At 72.6% G+C, this 14,308-nt stretch carries 11 protein-coding genes; 9 read left to right on the top strand and 2 right to left on the bottom strand.

Annotated elements, in window-relative coordinates; translation table 11 throughout:
- The first annotated feature begins 37 nt into the window (after nt 1–37).
- From JFB92_RS13825 to JFB92_RS13850, 6 genes are all read left to right on the top strand, one after another.
- Complete coding sequence (locus JFB92_RS13825) at nt 38–1,807, top strand: thioredoxin domain-containing protein (protein WP_199039629.1); 1,770 nt, start codon at nt 38–40, stop codon at nt 1,805–1,807.
- Nucleotides 1,808–1,898: 91 nt separating this feature from the next.
- Entirely contained in the window at nt 1,899–3,539 is a 1,641-nt protein-coding gene (locus JFB92_RS13830; protein WP_199039631.1) for an ABC transporter transmembrane domain-containing protein, read from the top strand.
- Nucleotides 3,540–3,570: 31 nt separating this feature from the next.
- Entirely contained in the window at nt 3,571–5,319 is a 1,749-nt protein-coding gene (locus JFB92_RS13835) for an ABC transporter ATP-binding protein (protein ID WP_199039633.1), read from the top strand.
- A gap of 54 nt (nt 5,320–5,373) precedes the next feature.
- Nucleotides 5,374–7,053 carry an ABC transporter transmembrane domain-containing protein gene (locus JFB92_RS13840; RefSeq protein WP_199039635.1) on the top strand — a complete coding sequence of 560 codons (1,680 nt, stop codon included), beginning with the start codon at nt 5,374–5,376 and terminating at the stop codon, nt 7,051–7,053.
- Nucleotides 7,050–8,855 (top strand): ABC transporter ATP-binding protein, encoded by a 1,806-nt coding sequence (locus JFB92_RS13845; protein WP_199039637.1) that lies wholly within the window; start codon nt 7,050–7,052, stop codon nt 8,853–8,855. Before JFB92_RS13840 ends, JFB92_RS13845 begins: the two co-directional genes overlap by 4 nt.
- A 79-nt stretch (nt 8,856–8,934) precedes the next feature.
- Complete coding sequence (locus JFB92_RS13850) at nt 8,935–9,840, top strand: alpha/beta fold hydrolase (protein WP_199039640.1); 906 nt, start codon at nt 8,935–8,937, stop codon at nt 9,838–9,840.
- Nucleotides 9,841–9,845: 5 nt separating this feature from the next.
- Here JFB92_RS13850 and JFB92_RS13855 read toward each other — a convergent pair whose 3' ends face one another.
- Both JFB92_RS13855 and JFB92_RS13860 read right to left on the bottom strand, forming a co-directional pair.
- Nucleotides 9,846–10,658, bottom strand: a complete 813-nt coding sequence (locus JFB92_RS13855) for a hypothetical protein (protein ID WP_199039641.1) — start codon at nt 10,656–10,658, stop codon at nt 9,846–9,848.
- The gene (locus tag JFB92_RS13860) at nt 10,655–11,038 is read right to left on the bottom strand and encodes a hypothetical protein (RefSeq protein ID WP_199039643.1); all 384 of its coding nucleotides are present in this window, start codon (nt 11,036–11,038) and stop codon (nt 10,655–10,657) included. The genes JFB92_RS13855 and JFB92_RS13860 overlap by 4 nt, the downstream gene beginning before the upstream one ends.
- A 272-nt stretch (nt 11,039–11,310) precedes the next feature.
- Here JFB92_RS13860 and JFB92_RS13865 point away from each other — a divergent pair, with 272 nt between their 5' ends.
- From JFB92_RS13865 to JFB92_RS13875, 3 genes are all read left to right on the top strand, one after another.
- A complete protein-coding gene (locus JFB92_RS13865; RefSeq protein WP_199039645.1) occupies nt 11,311–11,961 on the top strand; it encodes an RNA polymerase sigma factor in 651 nt (216 codons plus the stop codon).
- Between the two features lie 130 nt (nt 11,962–12,091).
- Complete coding sequence (locus JFB92_RS13870) at nt 12,092–13,087, top strand: LLM class flavin-dependent oxidoreductase (RefSeq protein WP_199039647.1); 996 nt, start codon at nt 12,092–12,094, stop codon at nt 13,085–13,087.
- Nucleotides 13,088–13,480: 393 nt separating this feature from the next.
- On the top strand, nt 13,481–14,308 hold an 828-nt coding region (locus tag JFB92_RS13875), incomplete at its 3' end, for a hypothetical protein (protein ID WP_199039650.1).

Below are 14,308 nucleotides of genomic sequence, written 5' to 3' on the forward strand. Positions count from 1 at the left end.
CAAGTCCCCCTCGGTGGGCGTGTGACAGGCTGGTGGCATGAACGAGCTCGCCGAAGCACTCTCGCCGTATCTGCGCCAGCACGCCGAGAACCCGGTGGCCTGGCGGCAGTGGAGCCCGGAGGCCCTGGCCGAGGCCGAGCGCCGCGACGTGCCGCTGCTGATCAGCATCGGCTACTCCACCTGCCACTGGTGCCATGTGATGGCACACGAGTCGTTCGAAGACGCCACGGTGGCCGCGGCGATGAACGAGCGGTTCGTGTCGGTCAAGGTCGACCGGGAGGAGCGACCCGACCTGGACGCGGTCTACATGCAGGCGACGATGGCGATCACCGGGCAGGGCGGCTGGCCGATGACGGTGTTCGCCTTCCCCGACGGGACGCCGTTCTTCGCCGGGACCTACTTCCCCAGGCCGCACTTTCTGCGCCTGCTGGAGGCGGTGCACACCGCCTGGACCGGGCAGCGCGACGAGCTGCGGCACCAGGGCTCGGCGATCGTCGAGGCGACCGCGGGAGCCGGTCCGGCCTTCGCCGACGTGACCGTGGCCTGCCCGCTCTACGGTCCCTGCCCGCCGGCCCCGCCGGTCCGCACCGAAGCCCTGGACGCCGCGGCCGCGGCCGTGCTGGGCGCGGCCGACCCGGTGCACGGCGGGTTCGGGTCGGCCCCGAAGTTCCCGACCGTCCCGGCGCTGCGGTTCCTGTGCGACCACTGGGTGCGCACCGGCGACGCGGCCGCGCTCGACCACGTCAAGCTCTCGGCCGAGCACATGGCCAGGGGCGGGATCTACGACCAGTTGGAGGGCGGGTTCGCCCGCTACAGCGTCGACGAGGCGTGGGTGGTGCCGCACTTCGAGAAGATGCTGTACGACAACGCCGAGCTGCTGTGGCTGTACTCGCGGCTCTACGGCGAGGGCGAGCTGTTCGCGCGCGTGGCCGACGAGGTCGCGGCGTTCGTCCTGGAGCACTTCTCGACCGGTGAGGGCGGTTTCGCGGCCGCGTTCGACGCCGACACCGAGGGAGTCGAGGGCCTGACGTACGCGTGGACGCACCAGGAGCTGGTCGAGGTGCTCGGCGTCGAGGACGCCCGCTGGGCGTGCGAGGCGTTCGGGATCGATCCGGAGCGGCCGAACTTCGAGCACGGCGCGAACGTGCTGCTGCTGCCGTCCGACCCCGGCGACGGCGCCCGGTTCGCGGCGGTCCGGCACCGGCTGGCGGCGGCCCGGCGCTCGCGTCCGCAGCCGGGCCGGGACGACAAGGTCGTGGCCTGCTGGAACGGCCTGGCGATCGCGGCGTTGGCCGAGTACGCCTCGCGCACCGGCCACCGCGACTCGCAGTTGGCGGCCGAGCGGGCCGCGGCGGCGCTGGCGCGGGTGCACCTGGGCCAGGACGGGCGGCTGGCGCGGGCCTCGCTGGCCGGGACGGCCTCCGAGGCGCCGGGGATCCTCGAGGACTACGCGGCGGTCGCGCTGGGCTTCCTGCGTCTGGGCGGGGCCTGGACCGACCGGGCCGAGTCGCTGCTGGCCCAGGTCAGGGAGCGCTTCAGCGACGGCGAGGGCGGCTTCTTCGACACCGCGTCCGATGCCGAGGAACTGGTGACGCGCCCGGCCGACGTCCACGACGGCCCCACCGCCTCAGGCTGGGCGCTGGCGGCGGCGGCCCTGCTGGAGGCGTGGCAGGTGACCGGCGAGGAGACGTACAAGGACGACGCTTGGCGGGCGATCGCGCGGGCCGAGCCGGCGATGGGCGCGAACCCGCGCTTCACCGCCGGGCTGCACGCCGCCGCCGAGGCGCTGGTCAGAGCCCAGAAGTGAGCGTGGTCTCGGCGTAATTCGATTGCCGAGTGTCATACGGGTGGCTTAGCCTCGATGTTCTATGTCTCCCGCATCCTCGCCGAGTTCAGCCGTGCCCACCCGCCCGACAGGGATGATCTGGTGGATCGTCCGGCCGCAGCTGAAACGGTTCGTTCTCGGGGTGCTGATCTTCATCGGGATGAGCGCGGTGTGGATGTCGCTTCCGGCCATCGTCGCCGAGATCATCGACTCCGTCACCGAGACGCGTTCGCTCAATGAGGCGCTGCCGTGGCTGGTGGCGCTGATGGCCTGCACGGTCGTCGGGCCGTTGCTGTTCATCACCGGCTACCGGATCCTGTTCGTCGCCGAATCGCGAGCGCGGGTCCGCATAGTGGAGCTCATGTCCGACCATCTCGAACGGGTCGGTACCGGTGTGCGTTCGAAGGTCTCGGCCGGAGAGATGGTCAACCTCTCCACCGACGACAACCGGAAGGCCGCGCAGCTGCTGTTCGAGCTCGGGTTCGGGGCGTTCAACGCCGCCGCGTTCGGCTACGGCGTGTTCATGCTGTGGCGCATCGACTGGTTTCTGGGGCTCGCCACCGGCGTCGGCATGTTCCTGATCGGCACCTGCATCGGCCCGGTGCTGGAGCGCCTCCACCGCCGCCAGACCGCCTACAGGGCCCAGACTGCCGAGGTCACCGGCCAGGCCGCCGACATCGCGGGCGGTCTGCGGATCCTGCGCGGCATCGGCGGCGAGTCCCAGTTCGAGCGGCGCTACGCCGAGGCATCGCTGCTGCTGCGCGACACCGGGTACCGGCTCGGCCGGGCCGATTCTTGGCTGCGGGGCATCGAAGGGAGCCTCCCGTTCGCGCTCGCCGCCGCCGTCACCTGGCTGGCGGCCCGCCAGGCCGTCCAGGGGAACCTCACCGTCGGCGAGGTCACCGCCGTGTTCGGCTACAACATGCTGCTGGCGAACTTCCTGGGGTTCGTGGTCGGCATCGCCAAGAACTGGATCGAGGCCATGGTCTCGGCGAGGCGGCTCAGCTCGTTCTTCGCCACGCGGGACCCGCTCCCCGCCGAGGGCGCGGGGATCGGCCGGGGCGCCCTGGTCGACCCGCTCACCGGACTGGTCGTGGAAGAGGGCTCGGGTCTGACCGTGGTCGTCAGCGACGACGGCGACGCCGCCAAAGCGGCTCTGGCCCGGATCGCCTTCCGCTCCGACTCCGAGGCGACCTGGGGCGAGACTCGGCTGCGCGACCTCGACCGCGGCGTCATCCGCGATCGCGTCCTGCTGCTGGAGGAGGACTACCTGTTCAGAGAGACCCTGCGCGGGAGCCTCCGAGCCGACGACGACGAGGCCGCGCTCACGGCGCTGCGGACCGCCTCGGCCGAAGACGTCTACACCAGCCTCGGCTCCGACCTGGACGCGGTCGTCGACGATGCGGGCCGGAACCTGTCCGGCGGGCAGCGCCAGCGGCTGCGGCTGGCCCGCGCACTGGCCGCCGAGCCCGAGTACCTGCTCGCCGCCGAGGCCACCAGCGCCGTCGACGCCCCCACCGAGGCCCGGATCGCCCAGGGTGTATCCGAGGCCCGGCGCGGCCGCACCACCGTCGTGATCTCGTCCTCGCCGCTGTGGCTGACGCGGTCCGACCGCGTGGTGTGGTTCGACGGCGGGAAGGTCCGCGCCGCCGGCACGGTCGCCGAACTGGCCGAGAATCCCGAATTCCGGACCCTGACCTCCAGAGCCGGCTGACGGCTCCCGAACTTCACCGAGAGGGGAAACGATGCGCGACCACGAGCGCCTGCCGACCGCCGACCGCCGCACCGTCCTGCGGTCGCTGGGGCGGCTCATCGCCGCAGACCGCCGCACCTTCGGTGCCGCACTGGTGCTCTACCTCGCCGCCGCTGCGGCCGGGGCCGCACTGCCGGTGATGCTCGGGCGCATCATCGACGGCATCGGTGAGGGCTGGACCCTCTCGGACGTCGACCGGCTCGGCTTCCTCATCATCGCGTTCGTGGTGGTGCAGCTGGTGCTGACCCGGTACGGGCGGCTCCTGGCCTACCGGTTCGGCGAGCGCGCCGCCGCCGACCTCCGCGAGCGGTTCACCTCGCACGTGCTGCGGCTGCCGCTCGGGCAGATCGAGCGGGCCGGGTCCGGCGACCTCACCACCCGCACCACCGGAGACGTGGCGGCGGCCGCGAACCTGCTGCGCGAGACCGGACCGCAGACCGCCGTGGCGCTGCTGCAGATCATCGTCGTCTACGCCACCGCATTCGCCGTCAACCCGGGCCTGGGGGCACTGCTGTTCGTCTCGACGCCGGTCCTGTTCTTCGCGGGCCGGCGCTACCTCCGGGTCGCCACACCGGTGTTCCTGGCCGAGCGGGCCGCCATGGGCGACACCGCCGAGACGCTCACCGCGACGACCGCTGGCGCCGCCACCGTCGACGCCTACCGGATGGGGCCCGAGCGCGGCGAGGAGGGCCGCCGCACCGCCGCGGTCCACTTCAAGCGGCTCATGGGCATCCTGCGCATGCAGAGCTGGTTCTTCCCCAGCCTCGACTTCGCGATCCTGTTCCCGGTCGGCGTCGTCATCACCGTCGGCAGCCTGTGGTTCCTCGAAGGAGGGCCGGTGACGATCGGCCAGGTCGCGACGGTGTCGATGCTCGCGCTGCGCCTGGACCCGTACGTGTTCGGGGGGATGATGAGCCTCAACGCCTTCCAGGAGGGCGGTGCCGCGCTGGCGCGGATCGAGGGCGTGAGCATGGTCGGCGACGACCGGTCCCGGGCCGACGCGCCCGGCCCCGAGGGCGTGATCATGGACGAGGTCGTGTTCGGTTACGGCGACGGCCCCGACGTGCTGCACGGACTGAGCCTGGAGCCCGGCAGGGGCAAGCGCCTGGTAGTGGTCGGTCCCTCCGGCGCCGGCAAGTCGACCATCGCTCGACTCATCGCCGGGATCGACCGGCCCCGCGCCGGGGCGGTGACGGTGGACGGCGCGCCGAGCGCCGACCTGGAGCTTGCCGCACTGCGCAAGAAAGTGGTGCTGGTGACGCAGGAGCACTACGTCTTCACCGCCTCGCTGCGGGACAACCTGCGCCTGGCCGATTCCGCGGCCGACGACGAGGACCTGGCAAGGGCACTGCGTATGGTCGGGGCCGACTGGGCCGAAGGGCTCGCCGAGGGACTGGACACGATGATCGGCGGCGAACACCGGGAACTGTCGATCACCGAGGCCCAGCAGCTGGCGCTGGCGCGGGTCATCCTGGCCGACCCGGAGGTCGTGATCCTGGACGAGGCGACGGCCGGGATCGACCCGGGCAGCGCGGGCAACGTCGAGGCGTCGCTGGCCGCGGCCCTGCACGGCCGCACCGTCATCGCCATCGCCCACCAGTTGCAGGCCGCCGAGGCCGCCGACCGCATCGCCGTCGTCCAGGAGGGCCGCATCGCCGAAGCCGGCACGCACGACCAGCTCCTCGCCGCCGGGGGCGCCTACGCCGACCTCTGGCGGGCCTGGAAGGGCGTCGCGGCCTGAATGTTTCCGTCGGCGCGTTGCCGCCGAATCCGGCGACGCTTACGTTTGAGAGCTGTGAGCCCTCACTCGACGCGGAACACCGCGTCCTCCCCACCCGCCTCACCGCTGCGGTACCTGCTGCGGATGGCCCGCACCCAGACCGCCCGGATCGCGCTCGGATTCGCCTCCCTCAGCATCTCCGGCACCGCCTGGATACTGCTGCCCTGGGTGATATCGCGCGTCATCGACGAGATCGTCGCCGCCGGCAGCGCCGAACCCCTGCGCGCTTGGGCGGTCCCCCTGATCGCGACCGCTCTCGCCTCCTCGTGGGTGTTCGCGGTCGGATACCGATGCCTGTTCGCCGCGCAGACGCTCACTCGCGTCGGCACCGTCCGCCGGCTCACCGACCAGCTGAACACGGCCGGCACCGGGGTGCGCGGCCGCGTCTCCCCCGGTGAGATGGTCAATCTATCCACAGAGGATCCGTTCAAGACCGGGCTGTTCGTGTTCCAGCTCGGCTTCGGATGGATGGGCCTGGTCATGCTCGCCGTCGGCACGGTCGTGATGTGGGGCCTGCACCCGGCCCTCGGCGCCACCGCCGCGGGCGGATCGATCCTGATCGGGTTCGTCGCGGGCCCGGCGCTCTCGCGTCTGCAGCACCATCAGATCGCCTACCGCGATCGCGTCGCCGACGTCACCGACATGGCATCGGACGTCGTCGGCGGGCTCCGGGTCCTGCGCGGCCTCGGCGGCGAGCGCCGGTTCTCCGAGCGGTATCGCGCCGCCTCGGCCGACCTGCGAGACACCGGATACCGCGTCGCCGGTGCCGACTCCTGGATCCAGGGCCTGCGCATCAGCCTGCCGCTCGCGCTGATCGCGGCCGTCACCTGGATCGGGGCCCGACTGGTGCTGGCGGGGACCATCACCGTCGGCGACCTCTCCGCCGCCTTCGGCATGACCGCGCTCCTGGCCGTCCACTCCGGGAGCCTCCTCGCGCTCGCTCAGGCCTACATCACCGCCCGCGTCTCGGCCCGACGGCTGACGGCGTTCTTCGCGACCCGCAGCGACATCGACCTGACCGGCGATCGCACCGGCGCTACGGGAGTCCTCCACGATCCGGAGACGGGCCTGACCATCGAGACCGGCCGACTCACCGCGGTCGTCAGCGCCGAGGGCGGACCCGCCACCGCCGCACTCGAACGCCTCGCACGCTACGAGGACTCCCCGGCCACCTGGGGCACCGCGCCGCTCGGCGAGATCGACGTCGATGAGGTCCGCGAGGGCATCCTCCTGCTCGGCGAGGACCACCTGTTCGCGCAGACCCTCGGCGAGACCCTCCGCGCCGAACCAGAGCGGGCGCTGCGCGCCTTGGACACCGCGTGCGCCGCCGACGTCCTCTCGAGCCTGGGCTCAGACCTGGACGCCGAGGTCGCGGCGGGCGGACGCAATCTCTCAGGCGGGCAGCGCCAGCGGCTGCGGCTGGCCCGAGCGCTCGCCGCCGAACCCGAGTATCTGCTCGCGTTCGAACCGACCGCCGCGGTCGACGCGCATACCGAATCCCTGATCGCCCGACGGGTCGCCGCCGCCCGCGAAGGACGCACCACCGCCGTCGTCACCTCCTCGCCGCTGTGGCTGGCCCGCGCCGACCGGGTCGCGTGGCTGGTGGACGGCAAGGTCCGCGCGACCGGCACGCACGCCGAACTGGCCGGCGAACCCGGCTTTCGCCGTCTCACCTCCCGACAGGAGCCCCGATGACCGACCAGACCGGAAACCGCCTGCCGGTCGCCGACCGAGCGGCCGTGATGCGCGCCGTCGGCCGACTCGTCGCGCGGGACAAGGCCGCGTTCGCCGCCGTCATCGCCCTGTACGTGGCCGCCGCGGGCGCGGGCGCGGCACTGCCGGTGATGCTCGGCGAGGTCGTCGACGGCATCGGCTCCGGCTGGACCGCGGCTCGGGTCGACCTCGCGTGCGGTGTCATCGTCGGATGCGTGGTCGTGCAGCTCGTCCTCATGCGCATCGGCCGCCTGCTGGGCTACCGGTTCGGCGAGCGCGCCGCCGCGCGGCTGCGCGAATCGTTCATCGATCGGGTGCTGCGGCTGCCGCTGGGCACCGTCGAGCGAGCCGGGACCGGCGACCTGTCCACCCGCACCGCCGGAGACGTCAGCGCGGTCGCCGAGTTGCTCCGCAAGACCGGGCCCGAGGTCACCGTGGCGATGATCGAGGTCGTCGTCATCACCGCGGCGGCGTTCGTCGTCAGCCCCGTTCTGGGGCCGCTGTTCCTGATCGGGTCGCCCGCGCTGGTCCTGACCACGCGATGGTATATGCGCCGTGCCGGCCCGGCCTTCCTCGCCGAGCGGGCCGCGATGGGCGAGATCGCCGAGACGCTGACGGCGTCGGCGGCGGGCGCGCGCACCGTCGCCGCATACCGGATGCAGGACGAGCGCGGGCGGGCCGGGTACGAGGGCGCCGGGACCCACCGGAGGCGCCTGTGGCGGATCATCCGGCTGCAGTTCTGGTTCAAGCCCGGGATCGACCTGACGTTCCTGGTCCCGGCGATGGTGGTGACCATGTTCGGCGGGTACCTGTACTTGCAGGGGTGGGTCAGCGTCGGCGAGGTCGTCGCGGTGGCGATGCTGACGCTTCGGCTCGACGGGCCGGTCCTGCGCTCGATGATGGCGATGACCGAGTTCCAGATGGGCGGGGCCGCGCTCGCCCGGGTCGAGGGCGTCCACCTCATCCCCGACGAGGAGCGCTTCGCGGCCCCTGCCGGGGCCGAGGTCCGCCTCGACAATGTGACCTTCGGATACGGCGACGGCCCCGACGTGCTGCACGGCCTGAGCCTGCACCCGAGGCGGGGCGAGCGGCTGGTGGTGGTCGGGCCTTCGGGCGCCGGGAAGTCGACCATCGCGCGGCTGGTCGCCGGGATCGAGAGGCCCCGGACCGGTTCGGTCACGCTCGGCGGCGCGGCGACCGCCGACATCGAGCTGGAGGACCTGCGGCGCAAGGTCGTCCTGGTGACCCAAGAGCACTATGTGTTCACCGCGACGCTGCGCGACAACCTCAACCTGGCCGCCCCGGAGGCCACCGACGAGCAGTTGGAGGCGGCTCTGAAGACGGTCGACGCGCGCTGGGCCGCCGACCTGCCCGAGGGCCTGGAGACGATGCTCGGCGAGGAGCACCGCGAGCTGTACCTGGCCGAGGCCCAGCAGCTGGCGCTGGCGCGGGTCATCCTGGCCGACCCCGACGTGGTGATCCTGGACGAGGCGACGGCCGGGATCGATCCGGGCAGCGCCGGGAACGTCGAGGCGGCGCTGGCGGCGGCCCTGGAGGGGCGGACCGTCATCGCGATCGCGCACCAGTTGCAGGCCGCCGAGGCGGCCGACCGGATCGCGGTGGTCGACGAGGGCCGCATCGCCGAGGAGGGCTCGCATACGGAGCTGCTGGCGGCCGGCGGCGCGTACGCGGAGCTGTGGCGGGCGTGGCGGGGCGTCCCGGCCCGAGGGCAGTTATCTCTCTATCAGGGGACATACCCCGACTGGCGGCGCAAAATACCATAAATTCGCATTCTCGTCACTAGAGTGGCATCCCAGGCCGCCGCGATCCGCGGCCGAACCGATCCTCGAACGGGAGCCCTCCATGCCGCGCACGCCATTCGCCCCGACCGTCCGCGCCCACCGCTGGGCGGGCTTCCGGTACGCCTCGCGCGTGGCGCGCTCGGCCGCCCCGCGCCTCGACCCGGTGGTCCTGGTGGGCGGGGCGCTGCACCGCAAGGAGGACTGGGGGCGCGTCGAGCAGGGGATGGTCGAGTCCGCCGACGTGATCGCGACCGACCTTCCCGGCTGGGGCGAGGCCGACCTGCTGCCGAGCGACCACGGCCCCGAGTTGCTGGCCGAGTCGCTGCGGCGGATGCTGGACGACCTGGGGGTCGAGCGGGCCAACGTCTTCGCCGGGTCCTACGGGACGGCGATCGCCTTCCGGTTCGCGCAGCTCCACCCCGAGCGGGTCTCGCGGATGGTGCTGGCCGGGACGATGAGCTCGATCCCGGACTGGGCGCGCCCGGCCATGTGGGAGGCGGTCGACCTGGCCGTCTCGGGTCCGCGCGAACGCTTCGGGCCCCGGGCGGTCGAGGTGCTCATGTGCGGCGACCCCGAGGCGGACATCGCCTCGCGGACGGTGGTCGAGCGGGTCATCTCGCGCCGGTTCGGCGGCGTCGGAGCCGACGAGATCGCCAAGTTCGTCGCCAACACGCGGCGGCTGCTCGCCGGCGAGCTGATCGACACCTCGCTGGCCCCGACGGTGCCGATCGCGTTCACCACCGGCTCGCACGACACGCTGACCCCGCCGGAGCTGTGCCGGGAGCTGGCGCTGCGGTGCCCGGAGAGCTGGTTCGTCGAGATCGCGCGGGCCGACCACCTGATCCACCTGGAGCGGCCGCGGGAGCTGGTGGACCTGATGACGCGGTTCTTCGGCCGCGAGGGCCTGGAGGGCCTGCCGTACGCGGCCTCGGTGGAGGACCTGCGCCGCGTCCCGGCGCTGGCCTGACGGGTTCAGCCGCGTTTGGCGAGGATGTTGTTCAGGAGCGGGCCCTCTTCGCGGGTCAAGCGCCCCTCGCTCAGCTCGACCCCCAGCGCCTCGGCCAGGTCGCGCTGGTGGGCGTCGACCACGGACTCGATCACCAGCGACAGCGTCGCCGCGCTGTACCGCGCGCGCAGTGAGCCCGCCGCGATCCCGGCGATGGAGGCGAGCGCGGCCGGCCACCACCACAGCGCCAGCGGCAGTACCAGCAGCCCCCAGGCGGCCAGGGTCGCGTCGGAGCGGTAGCGGCGGTAGGAGTCGGCCACGAAGTTCCTGGTCTCGGGCCCGGCCAGGACCATCAGGCGGGGCCAGGCGTCGAGGACCGACAGCCCGTACTGGGCGTCGACGCGCTCCCCGGCCAGCCGGAAGGAGTCGCCGATCGGGGTGAGCCGGTCGGGCCGGTACCGCGACGGCGGCGGCCGGTCGCGGTCGGCGTGGCGGCGGTCCCAGGCGCTCCGGCGCCATTCCAGGAGCCACGCGGGGCTGACGCGGGTCGTCCACAGGCGGCCGATCACTTCCTGGCCGATGAGCGCGGCGAGCAGCCCGCACGCGGTGGCGGCGACGAGCGCGAGGGCGACGGCCAGCGCGAAGGCGCCGGTCTCGGTCTCGGCGGCCTCGGCCCAGGCGTCGAGCTCGGTCGCCAGGGCGCCGGAGTCGAACGGCCGGGCGTGCCCGGTGCGGAGCGCCCAGATCCAGGCGGACAGGTACAGCAGGCCCGGGAGGGTCAGTTTCGCGGCGATGCGCTCGGTGAGCTTGGTGCCGAGGGTCGCCAGGATCGGGTTCATCGTTCGGACCGCTTGGGCTGGTAGCGCATCGTGCGGTCGGCGATCGCGCAGCGGGGCTCGGCGCCGCTGTCGGGATCGGCCCCGGCGCGCCTGCCGCAGGAGCGCTCGCGCGGGCAGCCGTAGTCGCCCTCGGTCCTGACCCGGTCGATGCCGAGCGAGCCGAGGTCGACCAAGGCGCCGCGGTCGGCGTCGGTCCGCACCGGCAGGGGCAGCCGGTACTTGTCGAACACGTCCTGGATCGGGTTCCCGGCCTCGATGTCGGCCGTGACCGCGTCGAGGGTGGGCCGCCAGCCGAACTCGTCGGCCTCCTCGCGGTGCCGCTGGAGGCTGACGCACCACCAGGCGGTGAACGCCGCGTCGTCGGATCGTTCTGCTGCCATCGTTCGCGCCTCCCGGGGGTCGGATCCGCCTCTTCATCGTATGAGACGGGGACCGGTCGCAATGGACCGCCGAGTCCGGTGCCGCCGGGGCGCGGCGGGGCTCGCCGCGTGGAAGGGGCTGGGAGCCGGTGGCTATGGTGGACGAGGATTGCCCATCGTAGAGGAATCCCCGCCGCGCCCGATCCGACCGTCCGCGCCGCGATCCCGGTCGAGGCGGGCCCGGCCACTGGAGACCCCGGCCGGAGCCAGGCCGGCCGAGCAGCGGAGGCGCCATGGGCGACGACGAGAACGCCGAGGCGCGGGACGACCACCCGGAAGGCGCCGCCGACTCCGGCGAACCGTGCCCGGCCGTCTACGACCGGCGGGCCCGGCTCTACCGGTCGGCTCGCGCGGGCGACCGCCGCGCGCAGCGGGAGCTGTTCGAGGATCTCAACGAGCTGCTGTGGCGGATGGCGCGCCGGGCCGGGCTCGACCGCGAGGGCGCCGCCGACGCCGTCCAGACCGCCTGGCTGCGCCTGTGGCTGCCCAAGAACGAGCTGGAGAACCCGCGCGCGCTGACCAAGTGGCTGATGGTGACCGTCAAACGCGAGGCATGGCGGATGGCCGGCGGGGCGCGCCGCGAGCTCACCACCGATCCGATCGAGTTCCCCCGGCTCGCCGGCCGGCTGGGAGACCCGGCCGGCGACACCGAGCGGGAGTTCGAGCGCGAAGCCGTCCGGCGGGCGTTCCTCGCCCAGCCGGAGCGGTGCCGGAAAATCCTCGCGTACGTGGCGGCGATGGACCGGCCCGACTACGGCGACATCGCCGAGTCCCTGGGCATGAAGCGCGGCAGCATCGGGCCGACCCGGGGCCGCTGCCTGAATCGGCTCAGGAAGGCCCTGCTGGACGATCCGGATTGGGGCCGAAACGGTCCGGACGACTGAAACCCGGCCGGGCCCGGTGACCGGACTCATGGTGCCGTCGCGTCCGGGCCGGGCTAGGTTCGGGAATCGGCCGACCGCCGAGACCGCGTCGGCGCGTCACCGAGGTCCACCCGCAGAAAGGCGGCACGACATGCCCGTAGCCCTGTCGATCCTCGACCTGGCGCCGATCGCTCCCGGGCGTCCCGCGTGTGAGAGCTTCGCGGCCAGCGTCGAACTCGCCCGCGCCGCCGAGCGCGGCGGCTACCGGCGGGTCTGGTACGCCGAGCACCACAACATGGCGACCATCGCCTCCAGCGCCACCAGCGTGGTGATCGGGCACGTCGCCGAGCACACGGACACGATCCGGCTCGGCGCGGGCGGGATCATGCTGCCCAACCACGCCCCGCTGGTGATCGCCGAGCAGTTCGGGACGCTGGAGACGCTGTTCCCGGGCCGGATCGACCTGGGCCTGGGCCGGGCACCCGGAACCGACCGGGAGACCATGCGGGCGATCCGCCGCGACCCGGCCGCCGCCGACACGTTCCCGCAGGACGTCCTGGAGCTCCAGGGGTACCTGACCGGCGAGTCGCGCGTGCCGGGCGTGCAGGCCGTGCCCCGTCCCGAAGGCGAGGTGCCGCTCTACATCCTGGGCTCGTCGCTGTTCGGCGCCAAGCTCGCCGCCGAGCTGGGACTGCCGTACGCGTTCGCGTCCCACTTCGCCCCGGCGGCCCTGCACGAGGCCGCGGCCGCCTACCGCGACGGCTTTCGGCCGTCCGCCCAGGCCGCCGAGCCCCACCTGATCGCGGGGGTCAACGTCTTCACCGCCGAGGACCGCGACGACGCCGTCGAGCAGCGCAAGACCGCCTACCGGAACCGGGCTCGCGGCTTCATCGCCAAGGGCTCGGCCGGAAGGGACTACACCGACGCCGAGATCGACGCGTTCCTGGCCTCACCGAACGGCGCCAATCTGATGGCCATGACCGAGTACACCGCCACCGGCACCCCCGGCGAGGTCCGCGAGTACCTTGAGGAGTTCGCCGCCTCCACCGGAGCCGACGAGCTGATCACCGCCCACTGGGCCGAGCGGGTCGGCGACCGCGTCCGCTCGGTGGAGCTGACCGCCGCGGCCCTGTCGGGGTTTCGCTAGCTCGGCTTGGATAGGAGCTACTCGTCGCTGCGGCGTCGAGGCCGATTGCGCCTCCGGTGGGTCAGAGGAATGGGCCGAATGCTCAAGGCTCAGGCCGCATGGGTCAGGGTTCAACCTGTCAGCGACGATGAGGTGTGTGGAGGGCCGGGGTCTGCGGCGTGCCTCGGGCCGGGTGGCCCCGGGTTGCTGTGAAGGCGGCTCGCCTTCTGTCGGGCGTGTGCGGCGCCGGGCGTGGATCGCTTGGGACGCCACCGGGTCCGGGCGGTGAACATGAGTCTTCTCCAACCCTGCGGGTGATGGCAAACGCTGGTTCGGCTGTCACCATTGATATAGCACAACCGGACGGAAACCGACCGGATGATCGACGACTCGGATCAAAGGGGGGTGTGGCACATGGCCAGGAGCGTCAACCCGGCAGAGCGGAGTGAGAAGGCCCGCGCCATCCACGCCCAGTTCGATCAGGCGGCTGCGGCCATCAACGCCTTCCACGCCCAGGTGCTGTCCGGGGTGATCGAGGCCCAGGCCTGGAAGATCCATCGTGATGTCGACGGGTTCTCGGCCCTGCGGGACTGGCTGGTGTCGAAGTTCGACTTCCATCACCGGATAGCGGCTGATCTGGCCGCGATCGCCCGAGGCGCCCGCAAGTTCCGTGTCCTCACCGAAGCCGCCGTGTCGGGTGCGGCGCGGATCGATCAGGTCGCGTTCGCGGTCCGGGCCCTGGGCCGCACCGCGGCGATGCGGCTGTACGCGACCACTCCCTACCGGAAACCGGTGGCCTCACCGTACGACCCCGAGGTGCAGTGTGTGACGCCGGAGGATCTGATCGCCCAGTACTCCATCCACGCCCCCCACACCGACCTGGCGCGGCTGCTCGGTGAGATCGAGGCGGCGTTGAAAGACCAGGAGGAGCTCCTGGAGGGCCTCTCCGAGCAGTCCCTGGCCCGCTTGGAGGTGTGGGAGACCGAGAACGGGATGTGGGCCGTCGACGGCCTCCTCGCCTCTGATACCGGCGCCCTCCTCGCCAAACTCCTCACCACCGCCGTACCCCCGCCCCGACAAGACGACTGCGAGGCCGACCAGACCGACAGCAGTACTGACGGCAGAGGCGGGACGGACACCACTGCGGACACCGCGGCCGAGACCGAGACGGTGCTGCCGCCGCAGGCGAACCGGAACGCCGAGGCCCTCCACCAGATGCTCGCCCGCTACGGCACCGACCCG

Origin of the sequence: Glycomyces salinus (genome assembly GCF_016428645.1) — a bacterium.
In the GTDB taxonomy this organism is placed as follows: domain Bacteria; phylum Actinomycetota; class Actinomycetes; order Mycobacteriales; family Micromonosporaceae; genus Glycomyces; species Glycomyces salinus.

What these genes read in the sequence shown, in the direction of transcription:
- JFB92_RS13865 (WP_199039645.1), top strand. Translation starts at nt 11,311, where the DNA reads ATGGGCGACGACGAGAACGCCGAGGCGCGGGACGACCACCCGGAAGGC.
- JFB92_RS13855 (WP_199039641.1), bottom strand. Translation starts at nt 10,658, where the DNA reads ATGAACCCGATCCTGGCGACCCTCGGCACCAAGCTCACCGAGCGCATC.
- JFB92_RS13835 (WP_199039633.1), top strand. Translation starts at nt 3,571, where the DNA reads ATGCGCGACCACGAGCGCCTGCCGACCGCCGACCGCCGCACCGTCCTG.
- JFB92_RS13825 (WP_199039629.1), top strand. Translation starts at nt 38, where the DNA reads ATGAACGAGCTCGCCGAAGCACTCTCGCCGTATCTGCGCCAGCACGCC.
- JFB92_RS13860 (WP_199039643.1), bottom strand. Translation starts at nt 11,038, where the DNA reads ATGGCAGCAGAACGATCCGACGACGCGGCGTTCACCGCCTGGTGGTGC.
- JFB92_RS13845 (WP_199039637.1), top strand. Translation starts at nt 7,050, where the DNA reads ATGACCGACCAGACCGGAAACCGCCTGCCGGTCGCCGACCGAGCGGCC.
- JFB92_RS13870 (WP_199039647.1), top strand. Translation starts at nt 12,092, where the DNA reads ATGCCCGTAGCCCTGTCGATCCTCGACCTGGCGCCGATCGCTCCCGGG.
- JFB92_RS13850 (WP_199039640.1), top strand. Translation starts at nt 8,935, where the DNA reads ATGCCGCGCACGCCATTCGCCCCGACCGTCCGCGCCCACCGCTGGGCG.